Source organism: Bradyrhizobium sp. T-1, from assembly GCF_053592855.1.
Genome location: NZ_JBSGOX010000002.1, coordinates 954,667 through 975,101, shown reverse-complemented (window position 1 = coordinate 975,101; position 20,435 = coordinate 954,667). Strand labels below are relative to the sequence as shown.

At 61.0% G+C, this 20,435-nt stretch carries 21 protein-coding genes and 2 pseudogenes; 18 read left to right on the top strand and 5 right to left on the bottom strand.

The genetic code is table 11. The features are described from left to right. Positions 1-575 precede the first annotated feature (575 nt). The 6 genes and pseudogenes from ACWAT4_RS43975 (at position 576) to ACWAT4_RS43950 (ending at position 7,268) form a co-directional block, all read left to right on the top strand. Complete coding sequence (locus ACWAT4_RS43975; RefSeq protein ID WP_232995619.1) at positions 576-779, top strand: hypothetical protein; 204 nt, start codon at positions 576-578, stop codon at positions 777-779. A 75-nt stretch (positions 780-854) separates the two neighbouring features. After that, entirely contained in the window at positions 855-1,226 is a 372-nt protein-coding gene (locus ACWAT4_RS43970) for a nickel-dependent hydrogenase large subunit (RefSeq protein ID WP_232995620.1), read from the top strand. 133 nt (positions 1,227-1,359) lie between these two features. Then, positions 1,360-6,081 carry a glutamate synthase large subunit gene (gene gltB, locus ACWAT4_RS43965; RefSeq protein ID WP_128955105.1) on the top strand — a complete coding sequence of 1,574 codons (4,722 nt, stop codon included), beginning with the start codon at positions 1,360-1,362 and terminating at the stop codon, positions 6,079-6,081. Positions 6,082-6,398: 317 nt separating this feature from the next. Further along, complete coding sequence (locus tag ACWAT4_RS43960; protein WP_371746377.1) at positions 6,399-6,728, top strand: hypothetical protein; 330 nt, start codon at positions 6,399-6,401, stop codon at positions 6,726-6,728. Between the two features lie 48 nt (positions 6,729-6,776). Beyond that, positions 6,777-7,022, top strand: a complete 246-nt coding sequence (locus tag ACWAT4_RS43955; protein WP_371746376.1) for a hypothetical protein — start codon at positions 6,777-6,779, stop codon at positions 7,020-7,022. Next, positions 6,919-7,268 (top strand): annotated as a pseudogene (locus ACWAT4_RS43950) (integrase core domain-containing protein). Before ACWAT4_RS43955 ends, ACWAT4_RS43950 begins: the two are co-directional and overlap by 104 nt. A gap of 135 nt (positions 7,269-7,403) precedes the next feature. On the opposite strand, the gene ACWAT4_RS43945 reads toward ACWAT4_RS43950, so the two are convergent. Both ACWAT4_RS43945 and ACWAT4_RS43940 read right to left on the bottom strand, forming a co-directional pair. Further along, the gene (locus tag ACWAT4_RS43945) at positions 7,404-7,535 is read right to left on the bottom strand and encodes a hypothetical protein (RefSeq protein WP_256438973.1); all 132 of its coding nucleotides are present in this window, start codon (positions 7,533-7,535) and stop codon (positions 7,404-7,406) included. A 53-nt stretch (positions 7,536-7,588) separates the two neighbouring features. Continuing rightward, positions 7,589-8,446, bottom strand: a complete 858-nt coding sequence (locus tag ACWAT4_RS43940; RefSeq protein ID WP_128929800.1) for a hypothetical protein — start codon at positions 8,444-8,446, stop codon at positions 7,589-7,591. A 438-nt stretch (positions 8,447-8,884) separates the two neighbouring features. Here ACWAT4_RS43940 and ACWAT4_RS43935 point away from each other — a divergent pair. From ACWAT4_RS43935 to ACWAT4_RS43925, 3 genes and pseudogenes are all read left to right on the top strand, one after another. Continuing rightward, a pseudogene (locus ACWAT4_RS43935) lies at positions 8,885-9,723 on the top strand (DUF2493 domain-containing protein); the annotation flags it as partial. Next, positions 9,720-10,343 (top strand): hypothetical protein, encoded by a 624-nt coding sequence (locus ACWAT4_RS43930; protein ID WP_313753974.1) that lies wholly within the window; start codon positions 9,720-9,722, stop codon positions 10,341-10,343. The pseudogene ACWAT4_RS43935 and the gene ACWAT4_RS43930, both read left to right, overlap by 4 nt. 554 nt (positions 10,344-10,897) lie before the next feature. Beyond that, the gene (locus ACWAT4_RS43925; protein WP_128929802.1) at positions 10,898-11,218 is read left to right on the top strand and encodes a DUF736 domain-containing protein; all 321 of its coding nucleotides are present in this window, start codon (positions 10,898-10,900) and stop codon (positions 11,216-11,218) included. Between the two features lie 121 nt (positions 11,219-11,339). Here the strand turns inward: ACWAT4_RS43925 and ACWAT4_RS43920 are convergent, their stop codons facing one another. Continuing rightward, positions 11,340-12,908 carry an MFS transporter gene (locus ACWAT4_RS43920; RefSeq protein WP_232995657.1) on the bottom strand — a complete coding sequence of 523 codons (1,569 nt, stop codon included), beginning with the start codon at positions 12,906-12,908 and terminating at the stop codon, positions 11,340-11,342. Between the two features lie 1,119 nt (positions 12,909-14,027). On the opposite strand from ACWAT4_RS43920, the gene ACWAT4_RS43915 reads away from it, so the two are divergent. Beyond that, the gene (locus tag ACWAT4_RS43915) at positions 14,028-14,348 is read left to right on the top strand and encodes a DUF736 domain-containing protein (protein WP_128929802.1); all 321 of its coding nucleotides are present in this window, start codon (positions 14,028-14,030) and stop codon (positions 14,346-14,348) included. Positions 14,349-14,595: 247 nt separating this feature from the next. Here ACWAT4_RS43915 and ACWAT4_RS43910 read toward each other — a convergent pair whose 3' ends face one another. Further along, positions 14,596-14,877 carry a helix-turn-helix domain-containing protein gene (locus tag ACWAT4_RS43910; protein WP_128955107.1) on the bottom strand — a complete coding sequence of 94 codons (282 nt, stop codon included), beginning with the start codon at positions 14,875-14,877 and terminating at the stop codon, positions 14,596-14,598. 267 nt (positions 14,878-15,144) lie between these two features. Further along, positions 15,145-15,393: a helix-turn-helix domain-containing protein gene (locus ACWAT4_RS43905; protein ID WP_128929805.1), complete on the bottom strand. Its 249-nt coding sequence runs from the start codon at positions 15,391-15,393 to the stop codon at positions 15,145-15,147. A 143-nt stretch (positions 15,394-15,536) separates the two neighbouring features. Between ACWAT4_RS43905 and ACWAT4_RS43900 the strand changes: the two genes are divergently transcribed. From ACWAT4_RS43900 to ACWAT4_RS43865, 8 genes are all read left to right on the top strand, one after another. Further along, a complete protein-coding gene (locus ACWAT4_RS43900; protein ID WP_128929806.1) occupies positions 15,537-15,809 on the top strand; it encodes a DUF2285 domain-containing protein in 273 nt (90 codons plus the stop codon). Positions 15,810-15,974: 165 nt separating this feature from the next. Continuing rightward, entirely contained in the window at positions 15,975-16,169 is a 195-nt protein-coding gene (locus ACWAT4_RS43895) for a transcriptional regulator domain-containing protein (protein ID WP_128929807.1), read from the top strand. A gap of 139 nt (positions 16,170-16,308) precedes the next feature. Next, positions 16,309-16,749 carry a DUF2285 domain-containing protein gene (locus ACWAT4_RS43890; protein WP_188637459.1) on the top strand — a complete coding sequence of 147 codons (441 nt, stop codon included), beginning with the start codon at positions 16,309-16,311 and terminating at the stop codon, positions 16,747-16,749. 131 nt (positions 16,750-16,880) lie between these two features. After that, positions 16,881-17,162: a helix-turn-helix transcriptional regulator gene (locus ACWAT4_RS43885; protein ID WP_128929809.1), complete on the top strand. Its 282-nt coding sequence runs from the start codon at positions 16,881-16,883 to the stop codon at positions 17,160-17,162. Between the two features lie 23 nt (positions 17,163-17,185). Next, complete coding sequence (locus tag ACWAT4_RS43880) at positions 17,186-18,067, top strand: replication initiator protein A (protein WP_128930181.1); 882 nt, start codon at positions 17,186-17,188, stop codon at positions 18,065-18,067. A 286-nt stretch (positions 18,068-18,353) separates the two neighbouring features. Further along, on the top strand, positions 18,354-18,818 hold the full coding sequence (locus ACWAT4_RS43875; protein WP_128929810.1) for a DUF2840 domain-containing protein: 465 nt from the start codon (positions 18,354-18,356) through the stop codon (positions 18,816-18,818). Beyond that, entirely contained in the window at positions 18,815-19,327 is a 513-nt protein-coding gene (locus ACWAT4_RS43870) for a S26 family signal peptidase (protein ID WP_128929811.1), read from the top strand. The genes ACWAT4_RS43875 and ACWAT4_RS43870 overlap by 4 nt, the downstream gene beginning before the upstream one ends. After that, the gene (locus ACWAT4_RS43865) at positions 19,327-20,226 is read left to right on the top strand and encodes a lytic transglycosylase domain-containing protein (RefSeq protein WP_232995621.1); all 900 of its coding nucleotides are present in this window, start codon (positions 19,327-19,329) and stop codon (positions 20,224-20,226) included. The genes ACWAT4_RS43870 and ACWAT4_RS43865 overlap by 1 nt, the downstream gene beginning before the upstream one ends. Positions 20,227-20,435: the final 209 nt, after the last annotated feature.

Below are 20,435 nucleotides of genomic sequence, written 5' to 3'. Positions count from 1 at the left end.
CCAAGCTACGATGGTCAACTTCTTGCAAAGTCCTTCGAACAACGTCGGCGCGTTTCGACATTCAGTCCAGGCGCCAGAGCATCACGCGGCGAAGTTTTCACAACTTATGCCGTCCCGCTGCAGCGAGCCTCGGGCTTTGACAGCTCGTAGCCGCCGTACTGCCTGAGCTCTTAAGACCAAGCTGCGCATCTGCGTAATCTGTATGCACGGGCTCAAGTGCACTTGCTGCCTGGAGAGCTTTATGCGGATCATCGCAAACCGCCGCTTAAGGAAGCGGGGCTGTCGATGATCTCGCTCGGCGCGACGGGCTATCATGGCGGCCGCTGGAGGCCAACCCGAGGCAATCTTTCCGGCAAATGCGGGCCAAATGTAAGGGCCAAGTACCTCGCGGCTCAAGACAATCCACCGCATCCAGACAAGTGCTAACGTCGCGGGCATTTCGATGCCGGCCGGTTGGCCGAGAATGGACGACGAGCAGGCTAGCAAGGGCTATTGCCTCTACAAAATGGCTGCAAGGGGAAACCACCTAACGCTTGCTCGACCAGAGTGCGCAGCAATTCGGTATTGAGAACACCATGGCGACGTTCGTCCATGCGGCATGTGATGGGGCTGAAATGCCTTACGAGCAAGCGCGGAAGCGCCGCCCACGAATTCAGTCGAACTCAGAGAGTACAATGATGGGCATTCAGACGCCCAACCGATTCACGCTCGGTAACTCCAGCGAGGGCGATCTTGTCGATCCGCTGACCAGGATCGAATTCACCTGCTTATCGAGGTGAATGTCGATTCCGATAATGTGATCCGCAACGCGGTCTCAACGAGACGATGCGGCGTGGTATTGGGCGCGCGATGCCTTGGCGTTCACCGAGCGAATTTGCTGGGTCTGTACCGGCACGCACGCGCCGGCACCTGCGCGCAGTAGTGAACCGCTTGGCATCGTCATCCGGGAGATTCCCAGTTTAAACCTGTTACATCATGCAACTATGCATGACTATCTCGTGCATTTTTTGTCACGTGCATGCTCTGGATTGGGCTGGCTTCGGTCGGCGCGGTCTTCGCAGTCGAGGCTGACGCCAAGGCGGCCTCAGCACTTGCGCAATCGATCTCATTCGTCGCGTTACTGCTCACCAGGCTCACCAGGCTCGTGCAAACAAAGAAACTCGATCCATTCAAGAGCGCATTTTCGAGGCACCCAGCGTACAAGCTTTCGCCGTAGGCGAACCTAATGGCGGTGGCACATTGCCTGCAGGCGCTCGATCTCTAGAAGGACGTCGACAAACTCCACGTGCTGTTACGGCGGCAAGAACCCGCATGCGAACTGGCTAGTTGGAGTGCACCCAATGTCGAAAGAGGAATACAATGAACGGGTCGCAATTCGAGCGCGGAAACATCGTGGCAGAAGAGCTGTCGGCGACGGTCGCCTCGAAAACGACCGATCCGATTCAGGAACACAATTCCCGCCCCAAAGCCGAAGGCCTGTACGATCCGAGCCTGGAGAAGGATTCCTGTGGCGTCGGCTTCATCGCCAACATCAAGGGCCAGAAGTCGCATGAGATCGTCTCGGATGCGCTGAGCATCCTCTGCAATCTCGAGCATCGCGGCGCCGTCGGCGCCGACCCGCGCGCCGGTGACGGCGCCGGCATCCTGGTGCAGATCCCGCACGCCTTCTTCAGCCGCAAGGCCAAGGAGAACAAGTTCGAGCTACCCGCGCCGGGTGAATACGCCATCGGCGCGCTGTTCATGCCGCGCGACACCGCCTGGCGCAACGTCATCAAGAGCATCATCGCCGACCAGATCAAGGCGGAGGGCCTGACCCTGCTCGGCTGGCGCGACGTGCCGACCGACAATTCCTCGCTCGGCGTCACCGTGAAGCCGACCGAGCCTGCCTGCATGCAGGTGTTCATCGGCCGCAATGGCGTTGCCAAGACCGAGGACGAGTTCGAGCGCCGGCTCTACATCCTGCGCAAGTCGATCTCGCAGGCGATCTACCAGCGCCGCGACCGCGGCCTCGCCGGCTATTACCCCTGCTCGATGTCCTGCCGCACCGTGATCTACAAGGGCATGTTCCTCGCCGACCAGCTCGGCAAGTACTACCCTGATCTGCACGAGAAGGATTTCGAGAGCGCGCTGGCGCTGGTGCATCAGCGCTTCTCGACCAACACCTTCCCGGCCTGGTCGCTGGCGCACCCCTATCGCATGATCGCGCATAACGGCGAGATCAACACGTTGCGCGGCAACACCAACTGGATGGCGGCGCGCCAGGCTTCGGTGAGCTCCGAGCTGTACGGCAAGGACATCAGCCGGCTCTGGCCGATCTCCTACGAGGGACAGTCGGACACCGCCTGCTTCGACAACGCGCTGGAATTCCTGGTGCAGGGCGGCTACTCGCTGCCGCACGCCGTCATGATGATGATTCCGGAGGCGTGGGCCGGCAATCCGCTGATGGATGAGAAGCGCCGCGCCTTCTACGAATATCACGCCGCGCTGATGGAGCCGTGGGACGGCCCGGCCGCGATCGCCTTCACCGACGGCCGCCAGATCGGCGCCACGCTCGACCGCAACGGATTGCGGCCGGCGCGCTATCTCGTGACCAAGGACGACCGCATCGTGATGGCGTCCGAAATGGGCGTGCTGACCATCCCCGAGGACCAGATCATCACCAAGTGGCGCCTGCAGCCCGGCAAGATGCTGCTGGTCGACCTCGAACAGGGCCGCCTGATTCCCGACGACGAGATCAAGGCCGAGCTCGCCAAGAGCCATCCCTACAAGGAGTGGCTGGAGCGGACCCAGATCGTGCTGGAAGACCTGCCGAAGGTGCCGACCACGGGCGTGCGATCCAACCTCTCGCTGCTCGATCGCCAGCAGGCGTTCGGCTACAGCCAGGAAGACATCGCGATCCTGATGACGCCGATGGCGGCCACGGGGGAGGAAGCCGCGGGCTCGATGGGCAACGACACGCCGATCTCGGCGCTGTCGGACAAGGCCAAGCCGCTGTTCACCTATTTCAAGCAGAACTTCGCCCAGGTCACCAATCCGCCGATCGACCCCATCCGCGAGGAGCTGGTGATGAGCCTCGTCTCGATCATCGGGCCACTGCCGAACCTGTTCGACCTGCAGGGCATGGCCACCACCAAGCGCCTCGAAGTCCGTCAGCCGATCCTGACCGATGCGGACCTGGAAAAGATCCGCTCGATCCCGGAAGTGGCCGAGTCGCACTTCAAGCCGCGCACGCTGGACACCACGTTCCACGCCGGCCTCGGTGCGGCGGGTATGGACCAGGTGCTGGACGAGCTCTGCGCACGCGCGGAAGTCGCCGTGCGCGAAGGTGTCAACATCATCATCCTGTCCGACCGCATGGTCGGCACCGACCGGGTGCCGATCCCCTCGCTGCTGGCCTGCGCCTCCGTGCATCATCATTTGATCCGCACGGGCCTGCGCACCTCGGTTGGCCTCGTCGTCGAATCCGGCGAGCCGCGCGAAGTGCACCACTTCGCTTGCCTTGCCGGCTACGGCGCCGAAGCGATCAATCCTTACCTCGCGTTCGAAACCATCATCGCGATGAAGGACCGCCTGCCCGGCTCGCTCGACGACTACGAGATCGTCAAGCGCTACATCAAGTCGATCGGCAAGGGGCTGCTCAAGGTGATGTCCAAGATGGGCATCTCGACCTACCAGTCCTATTGCGGCGCGCAGATCTTCGACGCGGTCGGCCTCAAGGCGGATTTCGTCGGCAAGTTCTTTGCCGGCACGCATACCCGCGTCGAGGGTGTCGGTCTTGGCGAGATCGCGGAAGAGGCGGTGCGCCGCCATGCCGACGCGTTCGGCGAGGCTCAGGTCTACAAGACCGCGCTCGATGTCGGCGGCGAATATGCCTATCGCAGCCGCGGCGAGGACCATGCCTGGACCGCCGAGTCGGTCGGCCTGCTGCAGCATGCCGCGCGCGGCAATTCGCTGGAGCGCTATCGCGCCTTCGCCAAGATCCTCAACGAACAGTCGGAGCGTCTGCTGACGCTGCGCGGCCTGTTCCGGATCAAGAACGCGGAGGAAGAAAAGCGCAAGCCGGTGCCGCTCGACCAGGTCGAGCCGGCCAAGGACATCGTCAGACGTTTCGCCACCGGCGCGATGAGCTTCGGCTCGATCTCGCGCGAGGCGCACACCACGCTCGCGATCGCCATGAACCGGATCGGCGGCAAGTCGAACACCGGTGAAGGCGGCGAGGAAGCCGACCGCTTCAAGCCGATGCCGAACGGCGATTCCATGCGCTCGGCGATCAAGCAGGTCGCCTCGGGCCGCTTCGGCGTCACCACGGAGTATCTCGTCAACTCCGACATGATGCAGATCAAGATGGCGCAGGGTGCCAAGCCCGGCGAAGGCGGCCAGCTGCCCGGCCACAAGGTCGACGCCACCATCGCCAAGGTCCGGCACTCGACGCCGGGCGTCGGCCTGATCTCGCCGCCGCCGCACCACGACATCTACTCGATCGAGGATCTGGCGCAGCTCATCTACGACCTCAAGAACGTCAACCCGACGGGCGACGTCTCGGTCAAGCTGGTCTCCGAGATCGGCGTCGGCACGGTCGCCGCGGGCGTCGCCAAGGCGCGCGCCGACCATGTCACCATCGCGGGCTTCGAGGGCGGCACCGGCGCTTCGCCGCTGACCTCGATCAAGCACGCCGGCTCGCCGTGGGAGATCGGCCTTGCCGAGACCCATCAGACGCTGGTCCGCGAGCGGCTGCGCAGCCGCATCGTGGTCCAGGTCGACGGCGGCTTCCGCACCGGACGTGACGTCGTGATCGGTGCGCTGCTCGGGGCCGACGAGTTCGGCTTCGCCACCGCGCCCTTGATCGCGGCCGGCTGCATCATGATGCGCAAGTGCCATCTCAACACCTGCCCGGTCGGCGTCGCGACCCAGGACCCCGTCCTGCGCAAGCGCTTCACCGGCCAGCCCGAGCACGTCATCAACTACTTCTTCTTCGTCGCCGAGGAAGTGCGCGAGATCATGGCCTCGCTCGGCTTCCGCACCTTCAACGAGATGGTCGGCCAGGTTCAGCTGCTCGACCAGACCAGGCTGGTCGCGCACTGGAAGGCCAAGGGCCTCGACTTCTCCAAGCTGTTCGTCAAGCAGAAGGAAGAGAAGGGCCAGAAGATCTATCACTCCGAGCGCCAGAACCATCATCTGGAGGCTGTGCTCGACCGCACGCTGATCGAGAAGGCGACGCCTGCGCTCGACCGCGGCGCGCCGGTGAAGATCGAGGCCAAGATCAACAGCACCAACCGCTCTGCCGGCGCGATGTTGTCGGGCGTGGTCGCCAAGATCTACGGCCATGCCGGGCTGCCGCACGACACCATCCATGTCGGCCTCAAGGGCACTGCCGGCCAGGCCTTCGGCGCGTGGCTGGCGCAGGGCGTCACCTTCGAGCTCGAAGGTGAAGCCAACGACTATGTCGGCAAGGGGCTCTCGGGCGGCAAGATCATCGTCAGGCCGCCGGCCAACAGCGGCATCGTGCCGGAAGAGAGCATCATCGTCGGCAACACCGTGATGTACGGCGCCATTCAGGGCGAGTGCTACTTCCGCGGCATCGCCGGCGAACGCTTTGCCGTGCGCAATTCCGGCGCGGTGGCGGTGGTCGAGGGCGCGGGCGACCATTGCTGCGAATACATGACCGGCGGCATCGTGGTCGTGCTCGGCAAGACCGGGCGCAACTTCGCGGCCGGCATGTCCGGCGGCATCGCCTATGTGCTGGACGAGACCGGTGACTTCGACAAGCTGTGCAATCTGTCGATGGTCGAGCTCGAGCCGGTGCTGTCGGAAGAGCTGATCAACGCCGGCACCTACAACCACTCCGGTGACCTCGAGGCGCATGGCCGGGTCGACGTCTTCAAGAACCTGCTCGACTCCGACGTCGAGCGGCTTCACGTCCTGATCTCGCGCCACGCCAAGGCGACCGGCTCCAAGCGCGCCGCCGATATCCTTGCCAACTGGAAGGAATGGCTGCCTAAATTCCGCAAGGTGATGCCGGTCGAGTACCGGCGCGCGCTGCGCGAACTGGCCGCCAACGCGGACGCCGAGCCGAAAATCTAAATCGGGGCGTAAGAAAACGATCTCATGGTGAGTGGGGCGCGAAGACCGCCTCGTAAATACACAAGGCCGTCGCCGACAGCTTTAATTACCAAATCAAACTGATCGCGATGCAACATTGAGGCGTGTTAGGCCTCGCCAGACGGACCGTGTTTCTTGGCGGCGGATCGAGGTCAAGCGACTGAAGACGCTGGAGGAGGAGAATGCGAAGCTGAAGAAGCTTCTGGCCGAGCAGATTCGATGCGGCTGCCCTTCGCGAGCTCCTTTCAAAGAAGGGGAGGGGGCCCCCCCGCCACGCGCGCTGCCGTCTGCAGGCTGTCATGAGCCTGTCGGTGCGGAGCGCCTGCTCAATCATCAGCGCGGACCGGAAGATGATCCGCTATCAGTCCAGCCGCCCGCTGGATGCGGAGCTGCGCGGCCGGTTGCGCGATCTCGCCACCGGGCGGCGGCGGTCGTTCGGCTACCGCCGGGTGTTCGTCCTCTTACGACGGGAAGCAGAGCCATGGGGGATCAGCCGGATCTACCGGCATTATCGGGAAGAAGCACTCGCGTCCGCAAGCGGTGAGCTCGCCGCAAGGCCGTGGGGACCCGGCCCCGATTCTGGTGCAGGCCAGGCCCAATGCACGCTGGTCGCTGGACTTCGTTCATGACCAGTTCGGCATGGACGGCACTTCCGCATTCTCAACATCGTCGATGACGTGACCAAAAAGTGCCGGGGGGCTGTTCCGGATACGTCGGTCTCGGGCCAGCGCGTCGCCCGCGAGCTGACGTTCGTCGAGCGACGGGGCAAGCTACGGATGATCGTGTCCGACCATGGCACCGAGTTTCACCTCCAATGCCATGCTGCCTGGTGCAAAGGACACAATCATCGACTGGTACTTCATTGCGCCCAAAAAGCCGATGCAGAACGGCTTCATCGAAAGCTCCAACGGCTCGATGCGTGACGAACTCCTGAACAAGACCCCGTTTTCGATCTTGACGACACCCGCGCCAAGATCGTCCGCTGGGTCGCTGACTACGATATCCGGCGCCCTCACTCGTCGCTAAATACCTCACCCAGCGGCCTATGCCGTCCAACTCACCGCAAGGACGACCGGTTACGCAAACCCGACCAGCTCCGCCGATCGTCCGCTGCTACACACGCGCCGCTCAGCGTACAAAACCCTGAGCCTCTAACCGCTGCCGGATGAGTGGCAGGTCATGCCGATTATACAAGGATTGATCTGTCCAGGATCAACTTATCGCCCCGCCGCTCGGGGTACTGCGATGCGTCTCGTTTGGATGCCGAGCCACGAGATGCTTGCGGATTTCCAGGCTGTTATGGCTCAAGCCGAAGGTAAGAACTGCTGAATCGCGCGCTGTTGGCATGTGATCACCAAACAGTTGCGGGGAGACTTGATATGAATGGGCTGCTTCATCAGGTCTGACAGCTGTTTAACTGCATCGATGATCATCACTGGTCGACTCCCGGCGGACCTCCTGATGTGAGGCGGCCTAATGGGCACGTCACCTACGACTCGCTGGAGAGTTTGATTGATTGTCTCACTAGCGACGCGCCGATCAGACGAGTGACTCCTCGCCTTCCGTATTTGAAAGGAACAATCAGGCGTTGGTACGACAGCTGAACTTTGTCGTTCAAATGGGGGCGAAGAATCTTGGCATCGACCTCATCTAGGCGAGGTTGGTGCGTTTCTAGGACGGACTCGTACATACGATGCACCCATCGCCCATATTCATAATCCGGTTGTTCATCAACCGGAATGCCGGGCGCATTCTCCCGCCAGGTCTTGCTGAAGATTTCGAAGCCGGCTCCGAGATCGATAATGGTGAGGCGACCAGCCACGGCCTCAATTGCGGCGAACCTGACCGCGGCTGGGGAGCACAACGCCTTCTTCAGAGCTGTCAGATCGGCGGTTCGGTCCGAACAGTCCCAGTAGGACAAAAGCATGGATAGTGGACCTTGGCAGCCTACCAAAGTCTCAATCGGCATCTGCCTGTATCGAATGTTTGTCGCCGCTCGCTGGCAAGGCTCGCCTAGCCGCTGATTTATATATGTGACCGCTTGCGAACGAGTTGAAAACAACTTGTCGGCGAGGTCTACCGAATTTGAAATGACCATTCGCTCCACCCCAAGGTCGCTGACAAGATTGATCGCCGCAGCAACGCTGACTGGGGTGGCAGTCTCAAACCGGATTCGTATCTGTGCCGACCCGGGGCGGAACAGAGCAACTGTCACGAAACCCATATTATTGATGAGATAACTCAGGAAATCGAATTCGGTCACTGGGTAGTGTAGAAAACATTTACGCAGAGCTGAAGAACATGCGTCCCAAGCGTGGCCGCGATCGTCCAGTACGATTGTCCGCATGAGGGCCTCACGGCAAATCTGAGTGCCATTGTTTGCGCCAACTATGCGACTACAAAACATCGCGCCCGCGCGCTTGCACAGTACCGCCGGCAGCTGGCAGCTGCGAAACAAGATGCCAATCCAATGCAAGCATCAACCTGCCGAAGTTGGTAGCCCAGAATGGGCCCGCACGACGGGACCTCATTGGCTGCGGGACATTCCTACCAGGGCTGGTCATTGATCGTCTGTAGCGGTCGTGTATCAACTCGTGAATGATGAAAACGGTCGGGAAATGGTCGTCTGATACTGAAATCAGTCGCCGAACAACCCGCAGAGAGTTCTTATGCATTTCCAGTCAATATCGCTCATCCCCGACACTCACGACGATCTGATTCTAATCCCCAGGGTCGAGGCGGAGATCGCGCGATATGGCATGAATGAGAGGCTGAGTCGCGCCTATACCGTCCCTTCGACGATCAGCCCGATCCAAGGCCGCTACCGGAGACCAGGATCATTACCGGCGCTGTTGCAGACATGTTTGACGCGCTGGTTGCGTCATTGAGCGATACCCGGCTGGAGCCCGACCTCGATGATCTCCTCTGGCCGACGGTCAACCTGTTCCATCGCGCCGTCGAACGCATCGAGCGCCAGCTCGACGTCAACGAACAGGCGCAGCAGAAGAGCCAGCGCGAGCAGAACGGCTCGGAAGTGCGCTCGGTCGAGCTTGAGCGCCTAACCGCCGAGGGCATCTCGCTGATCGAGCGCCGCAACTGTCTCGAACTCTTCCGCGACCAGGCGATCGAGCGCTTCGAAGTCCACACGGGGTCTGCTTGGCGCCCACGGTCGGGATCACTGGTCAGCCATCGCACGCTCACCGCGGCGATAATCGATTCCCGCGACTTCATCGCAGCCAAGCGCCGCTCGGAAACCGAGATCATGGTGCCGCCGGGTCCGAAGATCGCCCTGACCGGTGGGCTCGACTTCAACGACTATAGCCTCGTCTGGGATCGGCTCGACAAGGTGCACGCCAAGCATCCCGACATGGTTCTGCTGCACAGCGCTTCACCGAAAGGCGCCGAGCTGATCGGCTCCAAATGGGCAACCAGCAAGTGCCACAGATCGCATTCAAACCGGATTGGACCAAACACGCCAAGGCAGCGCCCTTCAAGCGCAATGACGCGATGCTCGAACTGCTGCCGATCGGCGTCCTGCATTTCCCCGGCACGGGCATTCAGGACAACCTTGCCGATAAGGCAAAGCGGCTTGGCATTCCGGTCTGGAAGTTTGGCGGCGCGTGAGCGCCGTCTTGCCGTCAACCGACGAGTGGCGAGGCCGCACCCGCCGTAACTCCGCCTCGTTTTGTTTATACGTCGGCGGCTGGGCTGCGGTGGTGGTGGAAGGCGCGAGCGCTCACACGCGTGCCTTGGAGCCACCACCATGCTCGCCCTCGGGCTTCTTCTCAATATTGCTGGTATCGGCCTATTTGCTGGCTGATCGTTGTGCTAGCGGTCTATGCGCTGCGCTTTTTGTTGCGATCAATATCGGATTGATGGCGTTCAACAGCGGTGCGGGCATTGTCGGCGCACTGCTCGTCGGCACAGTTTGCGCTGTGCTCACACTCGCAGCCGGCCAGCTGGCCATTACCCTTAGCCGCCACGTGGCCCTGCGACTTGCAATTGCGGCCGTGTTCGTCGTTCCCGCGGCCGTTGCCGGCTATCACGTGGTGTTCGCGCTCTCACAGATCGGAGCGCCGTCGCTGGCTTGGCGCGAGGTCTTCGCATGGCTGGGCGCGGTTTGCATCGGCTCGTCAACATTCACGCGCTTGACGCTCATCTCGAAGACCCGCCCGATCGAGCCGGAAAGGACGGGCGGAGAGCCGTCCCGCCCCGTTCTCACGGCCGCGGCAAACGAGGGATGAACTTTCCGCGCTTTTGTCGTCGAACAGGTCGCAGAATAAGCACCCTCGACGATGGATGATGCTCACCAGAGCAGAGGAGGCGGACGGTCCTCTCAGAAACCTTCGAACACGTGCTGGAGATTTCCGATCCGGCACACATAGCTGCCACGGCTGGACCCGCCGCACCGCTTGACCGCTTTGCCGGGACGATGCCGCCCATTCCCGCAGATTGTTTCTCTTCCTTCCCGAACCGTTCCGACCTCTTGTGCAGAGGAACCGAAATTCGCCAAGCTTCTCCCCGGGTTTGAGGTTCAGCACGCGGACGCACGAGGCCTCTTTGATGGCTCGATCTGGCCGAAGACCGGCTGCGCCTCGATCGGCTGAGCCGCAACGCCGTTGCTGCGACTTTCTTCCCCTGGGCTCACGCCCATTCCTCGCGAGACAAGAAAGTCTCTTCAACGGCGTCCTCCGCTGCGCTTCAGCCCGCGAGCGGGTGCGTCGCCGATCGTCCTCGCCCTTGAGATCGCCATCGAGGCCGCGGTGGTCGCGGGCTCGAAACACAACGGAGAAGCAAGATGGCTAATATCGGAACTTTCAAGAAGGTCGGCAATGATTTCCAGGGCGAGATCGTCACGCTGAGCTTGCAGGCTAGGGGCGTCCGCATCGTCGCCGAGACCAACCGCTCCAACGAGAACGCGCCCAGCCACCGCATCTATGTGGGTCGGGCCGAGATCGGCGCAGCCTGGTCGAAGCGCTCCGAAGAGGGCCGCGACTACCTCTCGATCAAGCTTGACGATCCCTCCTTCAACGCGCCGATCTACGCGAGCCTGTTCGACGACGAAGGTGGCGAGGGCTACAACCTGCTCTGGTCCCGGCCGCGCAAGAACGGCGAGTGAGATCCTCCGCCAAGCCCCGCCCGGTTCGCCGGGCGGGGTAATATCTCCATCGGAGAAGCATCTCGCTAATACGCGACACTGCGGTCGCATCCGCCGGTTGTCCGCAACTGCGGGCGTCAAGCTATCCCCGAGCAAAACCCTCGATCGTGCGGCGGACACGCACTTTGCCGGGACCAACGTGGTAGTCTTTTATCACAGCGCCTTCCAGAGCTTGCTCGGCCATGGTGGAGCGGTTGCGCTGGCGCAGGTAGTCGTGCCAGGTGTGGAAGTGATAGCGCTCGATCCACGCTTCTGGGTCTGCCATGTTTTGTGCGATCGACCAACCGTAGGCGCCATTGCGCTGCCTGACGAGCCGAAGCTCTTGCATGGCCTCCCGAAAGTCCGGAGCGTTTTTCTGCTCCACCCGATATTCGATCTCGATCACCACAGGTCCGTCGCGCCCCCTGACCGGCAACCGCACCTGCGGATCTTCGAGGAGGCTTCCCTCTTCGGCACCCTCACCAACAGAAGGCATCCGCAATCGTAGGCCGACCAGAGGAGATGCCAGCATCAGCGAGGCTGCGACAAGCAGCGCTGTTTCAACGCCGGCGATGTCGGTGAGATGTCCCCACCCCCAGCTGCCTATGGCAAGACCGCCGGATGCGGCGGCCTGGTACGCCGCCAGAGACCTCGCGGCAACCCAGCGGGGTGCAGAAAGCTGTACGCCGATGTTCAAGAGCGTCCAAGACAACGTCCACCCTGTACCAGCCAGAACCAATCCGAACGCAGCCATCAACGGATTGTGGCTTAGTGCCAGAGTTGCAATACCCGCTGCCATGGACAGCGTGCAGCATCTCATGGCGGCTTCGCTACTTAAGCGCTCGCGCACCAGCGAGATATTGATCGCTCCCAAAATGGCTCCCAGGCCAAAGGCGCCCAGCATCACGCCGTAAGTTGGCGCGCCACCGAGAAGGCGATCACGTACGACCACTGGCAACAGCGCCAGGATAGCTCCGCTGACCAACCCGAATATGATCGTTCGGACCAACACGATCATAATAGGTGGCGAGTTCGTGATGTACCGGACGCCCAACAGGATGGCATGGCCGAGCCGTTCCGGTGGGAGACGCGACCGCTCACTTGCGCGCTTCCATAGATAGAGCGCGGCGATAAGTGGCACGAACGAGATCGTGTTGAATGTGAACGCGGCTACGGTCCCGGCGGAGGCCACAATGATACCCCCGACTGCCGGACCTACGCTCCGCGCGATGTTGTAGCTGATGCCATTCAACGCAACTGCGGCGGGCAGGGCTTGTGGAGGCACTTGCTCGCCCACTGCCGCCTGCCACGCGGGTCCCAACATCGCGGTGCCACAGCCTGCTGCAAAGCAGAGACCAAGCAAGAGGTCCGGCGTAAGCAATCCCAGCAAAGCGAGTACCGCCAGCGTAGCGCTGGCGGTCAGTGCAATACCGAGTGAAATCAATGCCACGATGCGCCGGTCATGCAGGTCAGCAATTGCGCCGGCCGGAATCGCAATGAGCATCACCGGCAATCCGAGAGCGGTTTGGACCAGCGCGACCTTGTCCGCTGACGATGACATTTCGGTCATAGCCCAGGCCACCCCGACTCCCTGTACCAAACTACCGAGATTTGACACCAGGCTGGCGGTCCAGATGCGGCGGAACGTGCGGTGCCGCAGAGGGGCGGTAATGCGATCGGCCTTGGCAGAGTGGAGGCGAGCTTCAAGGTCAGGCGAGGTTGGCTCAGCTTCCTCGGTCGTCGACCGCTCTTTCGGCTTGCCCGGAGCCAGGACAGGGCCGTTCAATGAGCGAAGCGAATTATCTGGACACACGAAGGTCTGCCTTTCGGCGGACCTTTTCGCGGTCCTACCGATCCCTTAGAATCACACATTATACCCATGCCCGCCGAAGAATTGCAGTGACGAAGTCCTACTTCGCGCCGGATTGCCGCACCGAGAACAAATGCCCGTGAGGCGGGATAAAACATATCTGACATGTGCAGTGGCTCGACGATGAGCTGAGGGCCGCGATATCTGGTTCTCGGCGTCCGGGGGCCGTACTGATCAGTTCTCGCAGATGTCCTGCGGTACGTGCACGCAGCACTGGCCTGGGTCATCACCTGAATGGCCTTAATCTGCAACGGTGAGGCAGCGTTCACATGGATGACGCTGCTAGGATAGACGTACTCGACTGGACGGCCGAGGCGGTGAACTACCGACTCACCCAGTTATTGCGGCCGCGATGCGCAAAGCCGGACCGTTAGGACGTTCCTCATCGTCATACAGATTTCTAAGATTGGTAGCCGACGAGGCATGATGTCGTGTGAGCAGCTTAACGGCTTGCCTATGAAGTGCTACGAACAAGCAGCACCGATTATCACGTCTCGCCCCACATAGCTCCGGCGCCGGGACGAAGCGCACCGCTTGACCGGCTTTGCGGGGACGATGCCGCCCATTCCCGCAGATTGTTTCTCTTCCTTCCCGAACCGTTCCGACCTCTTGTGCAGAGGAACCGAAATTCGCCAAGCTTCTCCCCGGGTTTGAGGTTCAGCACGCGGACGCACGAGGCCTCTTTGATGGCTCGATCTGGCCGAAGACCGGCTGCGCCTCGATCGGCTGAGCCGCAACGCCGTTGCTGCGACTTTCTTCCCCTGGGCTCACGCCCATTCCTCGCGAGACAAGAAAGTCTCTTCAACGGCGTCCTCCGCTGCGCTTCAGCCCGCGAGCGGGTGCGTCGCCGATCGTCCTCGCCCTTGAGATCGCCATCGAGGCCGCGGTGGTCGCGGGCTCGAAACACAACGGAGAAGCAAGATGGCTAATATCGGAACTTTCAAGAAGGTCGGCAATGATTTCCAGGGCGAGATCGTCACGCTGAGCTTGCAGGCTAGGGGCGTCCGCATCGTCGCCGAGACCAACCGCTCCAACGAGAACGCGCCCAGCCACCGCATCTATGTGGGTCGGGCCGAGATCGGCGCAGCCTGGTCGAAGCGCTCCGAAGAGGGCCGCGACTACCTCTCGATCAAGCTTGACGATCCCTCCTTCAACGCGCCGATCTACGCGAGCCTGTTCGACGACGAAGGTGGCGAGGGCTACAACCTGCTCTGGTCCCGGCCGCGCAAGAACGGCGAGTGAGATCCTCCGCCAAGCCCCGCCCGGTTCGCCGGGCGGGCTTTCCGCACATCGGCGCGAATTCCATGGGCTCGGAATGCGAATCTTAATTTTGCGATGGATTCAGCACTAGCCACAGGTCGGCGCCACTGAGATCGGCAAACCCCTTCGCACCGGCCTGTTACGATCAGGGCCATCTCGCTCCAAAGACGGCCCACGCGTTACACAAGCGACGTAGGCGTATATCCCGCGATTGTCGAAACAGAGGGTGTTATTTCTTCTTGCGGTCAAGTCGGGTCGATTTGCGCCCTTTAGGCAATGTTTTATGGATCGTAGCGCCCTTTGGTAATGGAAGGAATAACTCGTTGAGTTGGACACCGAGGGTGTCAGCCAACCGGTCAAGCAAATCAATCGTAGGATTTTCCAACTTCCGCTCAAGACCACTCATATACGAACGATCTATTCCCGCGTCATAAGCCAATTGCTCCTGCGGAATACCGCGATCGACGCGTATCCGGCGTATATTCCAGGCTACGAGTGCGCGAGCTTTCATTTGCGCAGGCAGCCATTTGGTGGCCCATTAAACCACTGGATATGGCCCGACTATTTAAGTAGGCTCTCGATAGAGAGACCGTTCAGCACGCCATCACCAGAACATCCCGTGTCTCCCAAGGAGGTTGCTGGCGCAGCTGAAACGGTAAGACTTTTGTAGGCCGTTGGAGCCGTCGACGTGCGAACAGTGCTGTCCGAACCATCGTCGCACCTGTGGGAAGCGTCCTACCCTCACTTGGGGCAGGTGCTTTGGCTTTTTCGGAAACAGTTACTTCCGCTTGGCCAGTTTTCCTTCGTTTCGCGCCTCCTCGTCCGGCGCGATGAGATCAACCGGAGTGACGCCCAACGCACTGGCGAGCTGGAACAGGCTTACGACGGTTGGATTGCGGCGGCCGCGTTCCAAGTCGCTGATGTATTGTTGAGTAAAGCCGGACAGGTCGGCGAACTTCTCCTGCGTAAAGCGCTTTTGCTTCCGCAGCTTTGCGAAATTCCGGCCGACCAACTTGCGCATGTCCATTCGCGCAAGTTGCGTCTTACATACTATGAGGTTTATCTCCTATAGTATGTATCTGCACCGACCCCGGAATACGACTAAAATGAGACCGCTCGTCAATCGCGCGTCCAGGAACCTTGCAATTATTCGATGTTTGTTGTCAGCCCATGACCAAGTTCAACTTAAATCCCGAAGTGGCCGATGCCCCTCCCGCTGGGGACGCCATGACCTCCTACGACGAACAGCATGTCGTAACCTACATGCGCCTTCTGCAGGCGGAGAGCGAGGGGGCCGATTGGTCCGAGGTCGCTCGGATCGTGTTGCACATCGACTCCGATCGCGAGCCGGAGCGTGCGCGTACTGCATACCAGACACATGTTCAGCGCGCGAAGTGGTTGACCGAACAGGGACGTCTGTTGCGCGGACCTAGATCAACCTAGAATAGTTTTCTAGACGGCTTTGGTTCTGACGACACCTTTTTCTCGGCACTCGGGCGTGGTGACTCACGTGCACCACGTGGTGACAAGCTGGCATCTTTTCCCAAAGGCCTGTTCGCAGCTATTGCGCCGTCATCGTTGTTAGCTCTTTGCAATGAGGCGGATGTTATGGCCCAAGTCGATTGGCGCTCCCCGGACTCCTACGACTACCTGAATAATGCTGACCCCACTGATATCGCTTGGGAGTTCGTGCGTCGCAATCCTGAATACCAACGTGACTACCAGGCTGTGATCGCCAAGAGCCCGACGGGTGAAGTCACCGAGGAATTCAGGAGGAAGTGGGGCATCTGCTTTCGCCCATGACCCGCAGCGGTCCTTTGATCAACAGACAATCTTTTGGGCGCCCGAGGCGCTGCCGGATGTCGTCCCGGTTGCGGTAACGACGTCAGGCGCTGACCCGAGTGCGCCAGATCTACCTCTATTCAACGTCTCGACGGCCGAAATGCGTCGCGCCGCTGATGGGTGGCACGCCGTGCTGCGCATCGGGACCGTGAACCACCGTGTCTGGTTGAAGGATGAACCTTCCATTGGTCATCGCTATGCCGCCAAACTTCCCTTCGATGAGAACTTGCCGCCGCGAGCGCATGCAGCTCGCAGATTGTGGCGCGCGCTCAACGGACGCGCGGCAGGCCCCGCTTTCCACGAACTTTCCAAACAGCGCCGGGATCGCCTAAGGCAAGTCGCGCGTGCGCTCGACGCACGTCATGCCGGTAGCAGCTATCGTGTGATCGCGTTGGCACTGCTTGGAAAGAAAAGCGTCCCAAAGCAAGCCTGGAAGACCCACGATTCCCGTAGCCTCATCATCCGTCTGGTACACGACGGCTTCTCCTTGATGCGGGGCGGCTATTGCAGGCTTCTGCGCTCCGGGCGCAGGAACAAATAGCCTCATCGCGGGGGTGTCGAAACATGCACCCCCGATCTTCGGCATCCCCCTCCGAAGCCCTGCTTCTCCAAGATGACCACACCCACGCCGGCGCCCTCATGGGTGGTGCGCCGCCATCTTGGAGCTCTCAAATGCCCGATCCGACCGCCGGACTTCCTCCGCGTTTCCTGCGCACTCCCGAGGCTGCACGCTACCTCGGCCTGTCTGGCCGCACGCTGGAAAAACATCGCACTTACGGTACCGGGCCGACCTACCGGAAGATCGGCGGCCGCGTCGTCTACGCCTTGGACGACCTGAAAGCGTGGGCCGATCTCGGCGCCAAAACGTCCACTTCTGACCCTGGCAAAGACACGGTGCTGCCGGCCAAAAAGCATTCGCAACTACGTCGTTATGCCGGCCAGGAACACCGCTGATGGTCGCTCTGAAGGCAATCATCATGCGACGCATTCAGCAAGCCGACCGCCATCAGCTTGAGCTTTTCCGCGCCCTGCCGGGAGATCTTGCTCCACGCGATGCGCAGGATCTGATGGCTTATCCATTCTTTTCGCTGGCTAAGACCAAAAGGATCGTGCCCATCGATTTCTGCGCCGGAACAACCTCAATCCGCGTCGAAGCTGTCCCGGAGCACGGCATGGCAACGATCTGGGACGCCGACGTCCTGATTTGGGCTGCCTCCCAGATCGTCGAAGCTCGCGATGCCGGTCTGAAAACATCACGCCTGATAGCCGCAACGCCATATGAGATTCTGACGTTCGTCGGCCGCGGCACCAGCGCACGCGACTACGACCGGCTGAAGGCAGGTCTTGACAGACTTCAGTCAACGACCGTGCTGACCTCGATCCGTCAACCCGCAGAACGGCGGCGGCACCGCTTCTCCTGGATTAACGAGTGGAAGGAAGCCGCTGATGCATATGGCAGACCATTTGGGATCGAACTGATCCTGCCAGATTGGTTCTATGCCGGCGTGATCGATGACGCTCTCGTTCTGACGATCGACCGCGCCTATTTCGACCTGACAGGTGGCCTTGAGCGCTGGCTTTACCGGCTGGTGCGCAAGCACGGCGGCCGGCAGCGCGGCGGCTGGAGCTTCGACCTTGCCCATCTTCATGCCAAGTCCGGCAGCCTCTCGCCGCTCAAGCATTTTGCCTACGACGTTCGACAGATTGTCCAGCGGCAGACATTGCCGGGCTATCGGCTCGTCCTCACGCGCGATCCAAACGGCCGCGAGCGGCTGAACTTCGCCTCGATCCCAAACCTTCCCGTTACGGCGCGCCTGTCGGCGCGTCGTTCGGGACCAATTTCAGGGGACAACCTGTGAATCAGCTCGTGCTATCGGGGACCGCAACCCTCGTGCCATCAGGGACCAGATCATCGTGCTATCGGGGACCGAAAGCGAACCTAAAGGCTTGTGAACGCGCGCTTTCCTGGCCCCCTAACTTTACTAACCAGAAATCCTTCGGATTTCTTCTAACGGAACTCGCTGTTGCCCACATTGTGGAAGAGCGGCAGTGGCACGGACGGTCGAGCTGCCTTCAGGTTCAAATCCCGCAATCGTCCGTCCTCATCACTAGCCGTTGGCTTTTCGAGCTTCCGGGAGAGACAGCATGAGCGATCTCACCGAGGTGGAAGTGCTGTGGCTGGAGAAGCGGATCGAGAACCGGGTTCGATTTGGCCGCAATGTCGAGGAACGGAAGCTCGATCGCCATCGTCGCGTCCTGGCATTTGCTCCAGGCAGCATCTTTGCGTTCGTTCGTTGGACGTCGAATGATTTCGGGACGGTGATTTCGCGCATTGATATCCTGCGTGCCGTCGCCGCGGGTCAGCGCTGCTCGACCGTGCCCTATGTGAAGCCAGGAGGCGACATTCTGCTTCGCCTTTCTGGCTGGCCGAAGGTCGAGCGCGTGCTGCAGATGATCGATGCCGTCGAGGCACTTGGTATCGATCCGGCTGATGTCGCCCCAGATCATTGGCAGCATGTCCACAACCGTCTTTCCGTCAATGAAAGCCCACGTCCCTACACGAAAGCTCGCCATCAGGCCTGGCTTCGCCGGCGGAGGATCATCCGATGAGAGGGCGGATGATGACGCTGCTTGCGATGTGCGGGGCTGCCGCAGCGATCGCCGTAACCATCGTGGAAGGGCGAACGCCGGCCTTCATCTGGAATGCATCGCCGAGCGTGCCCATCGGCCTTTACCGCCTGCGTTCCGCAGAGACTTTGTATGTCACGGAGCTGGTTGCGGTTCAGCCGCCTGAACCGCTGGCGAGCTTCCTCGACCTGAAGGGCTATTTGCCGCTCGGCCTTCCTATGCTCAAACGTATCCTCGCGCTCCCCGGGCAGACGGTTTGCAGAACAGGCCTCGCCATCTCGGTGGACAACATTGCTATGGGTGAGGCGCGTGAGCGTGACGGCCGCGGCCGTCCGCTGCCAGACTGGCAGGGCTGCCGCGTCGTCGGGCCGGCCGAGCTCTTTCTCATGAACTGGCAATCGGATGAGTCCTTCGACGGCCGGTATTTTGGCTTTCTTCCAGCCGCAGCCGTGATCGGCCGTGCGGACCCGGTGTGGACCTCGGAGGAGTGATGAGGTGTGTTCGTCATATTCATTTCACCATGCGCTTGTTCGATGGACCGCAAGGCCCTTTCTCCATTCCGGCTCCTCCATGCAAAGGCGATGTTAGGGAGGAACACCTCCCGCTGCTGAATGGCGCGCACAAAGGCTTTCTCCATCGGGAAGAGGCGCGCAGGAGGACGTACCTGGCACAGTTTGGCGCGCGCCTGTTCGCTGCACCCTTCCTGTTGCTCGTGCTCGCGCTTTGCAGTGCTTCGGTCGCCGAGGAGACAGCAACAGGGGCGGAGCACGAAGGGGCCCAGCCATTCGAAACCTTCATCATCGAAGCTTCACAGCGTTTTTCCATTCCAGTCTCCTGGATTGTCGAGGTGATGGCTGTCGAAAGCACTGGAGACGTTCGTGCCAGATCGCCCAAAGGCGCCATGGGGCTGATGCAGCTCATGCCCGACACCTGGGCCGAATTGCGCCGCCGGCACGCCCTCGGCAGCGATCCGTTCGACCCCCGTGACAACATCCTGGCAGGAACGGCGTATCTGCGTGAAATGCTCGACCGCTTCGGACCGAACGGCGTATTTGCTGCCTATCACGCAGGACCGCTGCGCTATCAGGAGCATCTTGCCGGGCGTCCATTGCCTGTCGAAACCCAAGCCTATGTGAAGAGGCTTGGGTCCGTGCTGGACGTCGATCAGCAACCGACCTGGAAGGCTGGCGTCACGTCATCAGCATCGTCGCTGCTCATTCCGCAGTCAACTCATAAGCCAACTGACATGCCGAGAACGGACGACCGGTCGATAAGGATTGTGCCTTCGGCAGACATCATGAACGCTATCTCCTCGCGAGATATTCTGCGGATCGTTCCAAGCTCGACTGGTCTATTCGTGGCGCGGACCGATTCTCGCACCATGCAATGATCAGAAGCGCGGTTGCGGAGCGGAACACATGTCAGCGAGCGATCGGCGAGAAGTGAGAGGGGCGGAGGTGAACGACCGTAAGCGTCCGGCATCTGCATACGGCATATGGGCGATGCCTTCGGCCCGCGCTCTACTCGTCGCTTCGCTCCTCACCGAGCCACCCTATGGGTGTCTCGGCCCTTCGGGTAACGATCGCTATCGCAAGCGCT